Genomic DNA, 4,981 nt, shown 5'->3' on the forward strand with positions numbered 1-4,981 from the left:
GACCCCACCATGAACGCCACACGCATCATCGGCATCCTGCTCATCGTCGCGGGCATCGCGGGCCTCGGCCTCGGCGGCTTCAGCTTCACGAAGGAAACGCACCAGGCCAAGCTGGGGCCGCTGGAGTTCTCGGTGAAGGAAAAGCAGCAGGTCAACTTCCCGGCCTGGGCCGGCGTGGCCGCCATCGTGGTGGGCGGGGCGCTGGTGCTGCTCGGGGGCAAGAAGGGCTGAGCGCGAGCCCTCAGCCGCCGATCCCCGCCAGGAGCCGCGGCAGAAGAACCTCCGCCGCGCCGCGCAAAACCACCGCCGCCGCCGCGTCCAGTTGCGGCAGCGGCTCCATGTTGAGCGTGATCAGCCGCGCGCCGCGCGACATCGCCAGCTGCGGCAGCTCGGCCGCCGGGTAGACCACCGCCGTGCTGCCGACCACCATGAACACGTCCGATTCCTGCGCCGCCACCTGCGCGTCGTGCAGCACGCCTGGGTTCAGCATCTCGCCGAACATCACGACGTCGGGCCGGGCGCGCGAGGCGCAGCGCATGCAGCGGTGAAAGGGCCAGGGCCCGCGGCGGTTGCCGCAGTGGTCGCAGCGCCAGCGGCGCAGCGAGCCGTGCAGTTCGAGCACGTCCAGCCCGCCCGCGATCGAGAGCAGGCCGTCGACGTTCTGCGTGATGAGCCGCGTGGCGGGGCGCAGCCGCTGCAGCAGTGCGAGCGCCGCATGGCCGGGGTTCGGCTGCGCGGCCTCGACGGTGGAAAGCCGCCGGGCCCAGAAGCGGGTGAAGCCCTTGGGGTCGCGCTGCAGGTCTTCGGCGTGGGAGAACTGCAGCGCGTTCTGGTTCATCCAGAGGCCGTCGGCGTCGCGGTAGGTCGGAATGCCCGAGGCCTTGGACAGCCCCGCGCCCGACAGCACGGCGATGCGCCGGGCGCCGCCCAGCAGGGCAATGGCGGATTCGACGGGCGGTGTGGAAGAAGAAGCGGTGCCCAGGCTGCTCATGGATCCAGCGGTGCGGAAGCCTTTCTTCCGGCAGACGTTGCGCCCAGCCGCGCGGACACCGTGCCCGCGCAGGCCTTGAGCGCGCGTGCGATTTCGCCGTCCCAGGCGGTGTCGAAGATGGCGGCCGGGCCGATGGCCGTGACCGACAGCACGATGGCGCCCGTGTGGTCGAACACCGGCGCCGCCATGGCGCTCACGCCCTCGATCACCTCGCCTTCGGAGCGGCTGATGCCGTGCGTGCGCACTTCCTGCAGCTGGCGCTCGAATTCGCTCCACGAAGGCAGCGGCGGCTGCGGCGGCATGCCGGCCGCGGGCGGCTCTTCGCCGGCCTTGCGCTGCTTCTGGCGCTGGCGCTCGGCGTCGAGCAGCTGCCGCACCGCATCGGCCTGCAGGTAGGCGGCAAAGACCCGGCCCGAGGCCGTGTTGGTGAGCGAGAACACCGTGCCGTGCCGCATGTTCACGTGCACCGGCGACGGCGATTCGGCCGTGCGCACGATGGTGGCGCCGCGCGCGCCCCAGACCGCGAGCGCCACCGTGTGGCCGATGCGCTGCGCCACCTCGGCAATCAGCGGCGTCGCAATGTGCACCGGGTCGGCCTGCTGCAGGCTGATGAGCCCCAGTTGCAAGGCCAGCGGGCCGAGCAGATAGTGGCCGCTGGCGCGGTCCTGCTCGATCAGGCCGAGCCGCCCGAAGCTCACCATGTACGGATGGGCCTTGGCGGCCGTCATGTCGGCTTCGCGCGCCAGGTCTTTCAGCGCCATCGGCCGGCCGTGGTGCACCAGCGCGCGCAGCAGCTGGCCACCCACTTCGATGCTCTGGATGCCGCGCTGGGCGGCGCGGTCGTTGTCATTGGCTGCCATGGCCCGCCTTGGCGTCTGGTTGTTCGTTCATGAAGAAGGGATTAGACATGAACTGATCTCGGGCTTACACTCCAGGAATTCGTTAACCGCAAATTCATTTGCTTTAGACGAACTCAAATTTCGATCCACCCGACGGAGACACACGATGAGCCAAGCCAAGAAGTTCGCCAGCCAGGCCGACATGGAAGAGAAGAAGATCACCTTCAGCCAGATCTCGGCGCACGCCTGGGCCTACACGGCCGAGGGCGACCCCAACACCGGCATCGTGATCGGCGACGATTGCGTGCTGGTGGCCGACACCCAGGCCACGCCGGCCATGGCGGCCGACGTGGTGCGCCGCATCCGCGAAGTGACCGACAAGCCGATCAAGTACGTGGTGCTCACGCACTACCACGCGGTGCGCGTGCTGGGCGCGGCCGGCTACGGTGCCGAGCACATCCTGGCCAGCCAGGACACGCGCGACCTGATCGTCGAGCGCGGCGAAGCCGACAAGGCCAGCGAGATCGGCCGCTTCCCGCGCCTGTTCCAGAACGTCGAGACCGTGCCGCCGGGCCTGACCTGGCCCACCATGACCTTCACCGGCAAGATGACGCTGTGGCTCGGCAAGCTCGAGGTGCAGCTGATCCAGCTGGGCCGCGGCCACACCAAGGGCGACACCGTCGTCTGGCTGCCCGGGGAGCGCACGCTGCTGTCGGGCGACCTGGTCGAGTTCGGCGCCACGCCGTATGCGGGCGACGCCTACTTCCAGGACTGGCCGCAGACGCTGGACAACATCGCCGCGCTCAAGCCCGCCGCGCTGGTGCCCGGCCGCGGCGCCGCGCTCACCACGCCGGCCGAAGTGGCCGAGGGCCTGGCCGGCACGCGCAATTTCATCTCCGACGTGTACGCGAGCGTGCAGGAAGGCGTGAAGGCCGGCCGCGACCTGAACACGGTCTACAAGGACACCTACGCCAAGCTCAAGCCCAAGTACAGCCAGTGGGTGATCTTCGACCACTGCATGCCCTTCGACGTGAGCCGCGCGTACGACGAGGCCTCGGGCCATGCCGACCCGCGCRTSTGGACGGCCGAGCGCGACATCGAGATGTGGAAGGCGCTCGAGGGCTGACCGGTTTTTCTCCCTCCCCTCCCGGGGGAGGGCTGGGGTGGGGGCACGCGGCGCCCGCAACGAGCGCAGTCAGCCCCCATCCCAGCCTTCCCCCGGAGGGGGAAGGAGCAAAGCAATACAAAGACACGGAGACAACACGTGATCGACTATCAAAGCCTGCGCTTCGACTACAGGCGCCATGCCGACCAGGACGCGTCCAAGSCCGCCCGCCACCCGGTGGTGATCGTCGGCGCCGGCCCGGTCGGCCTCACGCTGGCCATCGACCTGGCGCTGCGCGAAATTCCGGTGGTGCTGCTCGACAACGACAACACGCTGTCCAGCGGCTCGCGCGCGATCTGCTTCGCCAAGCGCACGCTCGAGGTGTTCGACCGCCTCGGCTGCGGCGACCGCATGGTCGACAAGGGCGTGTCGTGGCACGTGGGCAAGGTGTTCTTCCACGGCGAGCAGGTCTACCGCTTCGACCTGCTGCCCGAACCCGGCCACGAGCGCCCGGCCTTCATCAACCTGCAGCAGTACTACGTCGAGGGCTACCTCGTCGAGCGCGCCGCCACCCTGCCGCTGATCGACCTGCGCTGGAACCACAAGGTCACGGGCATCGAGCCGCGCGATGACGGCGCGCTGCTGACTGTCGAAACACCCGAAGGCAGCTACCAGCTGGCTGCCGATTACGTCGGCGCCTGCGACGGCTCGCGCTCCAACCTGCGGCAGCTGATGGGCCTCGAAGCCAAGGGCCGCACTTTCCGCGACCGCTTTTTGATCGCCGACATCACGATGGATGCCCAGCTTCCGACGGAGCGGCGCTTCTGGTTCGACCCGCCGTTCCACCCCGGCCAGAGCGTGCTGCTGCACAAGCAGGCCGACGGCATGTGGCGCGTCGACTTCCAGCTCGGCTGGGACGCCGACCCGGTGGAAGAGCGCAAGCCCGAGAACATCACGCCGCGGGTGCGCGCGCTGCTCGACAGCATCGGCTTCGATGGCGTGCAGTTCCAGATCGGCTGGGCCAGCGTCTACACCTTCGCCTGCCAGCGCATGGAGCGCTTCCGCCACGGCCGCGTGCTGTTCGCGGGCGACTCGGCGCATGGCGTGTCGCCCTTTGGCGCGCGCGGCGCCAACTCGGGCGTGCAGGACGCCGACAACCTCGCCTGGAAGCTCGCGGCCGTGCTCCAGGGCGAGGCGCCCGACGCGCTGCTCGACAGCTATGCGAGCGAGCGCGAATACGCGGCCGACGAGAACATCCGCCACTCCACGCGCGCCACCGACTTCATCACGCCCAAGAGCGAAGTGAGCCGGCTGTTCCGCGACGCGGTGCTGGAGCTCACCAAGCGCCACGCCTTCGCGCGCACGCTGGTCAACAGCGGGCGGCTCTCGTTGCCCGCGGTGCTGCGCGATTCGCCGCTCAACACGCCCGATGCCGATGTGTTTGCGGGGGCGATGGTGCCCGGCGCCGCGGCGGCCGATGCGCCCATCGTGCGCGCCGACGGCAGCAGCGGCTGGCTGCTGCGCGAATGCCATGTGGCGCAGTTCACGGCGCTGCTGTTCGGCACTGACGAAGCGGCCGAGCGCAGCCTGCAGGCGCTGAAGGCCTGCGACCTTCCGCTGCACGTGGTGCGCGTGGAAGGCGCAACGCCCGCAGGCGAGCTCGCCGTGCAGCGCTACGACGCGCAGCCCGGCACCGTCTACCTGCTGCGGCCCGACCAGCATGTGTGCGCGCGCTGGCGGCAACCCACGGCAGAAAACATCCGCGCAGCCATCGGCCGCGCACTGGCCAAGGCATGAGGACCACCATGCAACAACAACTGATCACCGCACCGAACCTCGAAGCGCCCGACGATTTCTACGAGGCGCTGATCGAGGCGCACCAGGGGCTTTCCACCGAGGAGAGCCACGCCTTCAATGCGCGGCTCGTGCTCGTGCTGGCCAACCACATCGGATCGCTGGCCGTGCTGCGCGAGGCCTTCGAGGCCGCGCGCGGCAGCTGAACACGGGCCGGCTCTCGCCCTGATTTTCGAAAGAGAACACCATGAC

Annotated in this window: 6 protein-coding genes; 4 read left to right on the top strand and 2 right to left on the bottom strand. The window is 69.3% G+C overall.

The window, feature by feature from the left end:
• Positions 1-9: 9 nt before the first annotated feature.
• On the top strand, positions 10-231 hold the full coding sequence (locus AC1DOC_RS18680) for a hypothetical protein (RefSeq protein ID WP_478083688.1): 222 nt from the start codon (positions 10-12) through the stop codon (positions 229-231).
• Between the two features lie 10 nt (positions 232-241).
• On the opposite strand, the gene AC1DOC_RS18685 is transcribed toward AC1DOC_RS18680, so the two are convergent.
• Positions 242-991: an SIR2 family NAD-dependent protein deacylase gene (locus AC1DOC_RS18685; protein WP_027730062.1), complete on the bottom strand. Its 750-nt coding sequence runs from the start codon at positions 989-991 to the stop codon at positions 242-244.
• A complete protein-coding gene (locus AC1DOC_RS18690) occupies positions 988-1,851 on the bottom strand; it encodes an IclR family transcriptional regulator (RefSeq protein ID WP_027730063.1) in 864 nt (287 codons plus the stop codon). The genes AC1DOC_RS18685 and AC1DOC_RS18690 overlap by 4 nt, the downstream gene beginning before the upstream one ends.
• A gap of 145 nt (positions 1,852-1,996) precedes the next feature.
• Here AC1DOC_RS18690 and AC1DOC_RS18695 point away from each other — a divergent pair, with 145 nt between their 5' ends.
• The 3 genes from AC1DOC_RS18695 (at position 1,997) to AC1DOC_RS18705 (ending at position 4,935) form a co-directional block, all read left to right on the top strand.
• Positions 1,997-2,956 (top strand): MBL fold metallo-hydrolase, encoded by a 960-nt coding sequence (locus AC1DOC_RS18695; protein WP_478130252.1) that lies wholly within the window; start codon positions 1,997-1,999, stop codon positions 2,954-2,956.
• A gap of 138 nt (positions 2,957-3,094) precedes the next feature.
• Positions 3,095-4,732 carry an FAD-dependent oxidoreductase gene (locus AC1DOC_RS18700; RefSeq protein ID WP_478130253.1) on the top strand — a complete coding sequence of 546 codons (1,638 nt, stop codon included), beginning with the start codon at positions 3,095-3,097 and terminating at the stop codon, positions 4,730-4,732.
• A gap of 8 nt (positions 4,733-4,740) precedes the next feature.
• Entirely contained in the window at positions 4,741-4,935 is a 195-nt protein-coding gene (locus AC1DOC_RS18705; RefSeq protein WP_012745453.1) for a DUF2783 domain-containing protein, read from the top strand.
• Positions 4,936-4,981 lie beyond the last annotated feature (46 nt).

This window comes from Variovorax sp. 01T439_2, assembly GCF_056398445.1.

What these genes read in the sequence shown, in the direction of transcription:
- AC1DOC_RS18685 (WP_027730062.1), bottom strand. Translation starts at nt 991, where the DNA reads ATGAGCAGCCTGGGCACCGCTTCTTCTTCCACACCGCCCGTCGAATCC.
- AC1DOC_RS18690 (WP_027730063.1), bottom strand. Translation starts at nt 1,851, where the DNA reads ATGGCAGCCAATGACAACGACCGCGCCGCCCAGCGCGGCATCCAGAGC.
- AC1DOC_RS18705 (WP_012745453.1), top strand. Translation starts at nt 4,741, where the DNA reads ATGCAACAACAACTGATCACCGCACCGAACCTCGAAGCGCCCGACGAT.
- AC1DOC_RS18680 (WP_478083688.1), top strand. Translation starts at nt 10, where the DNA reads ATGAACGCCACACGCATCATCGGCATCCTGCTCATCGTCGCGGGCATC.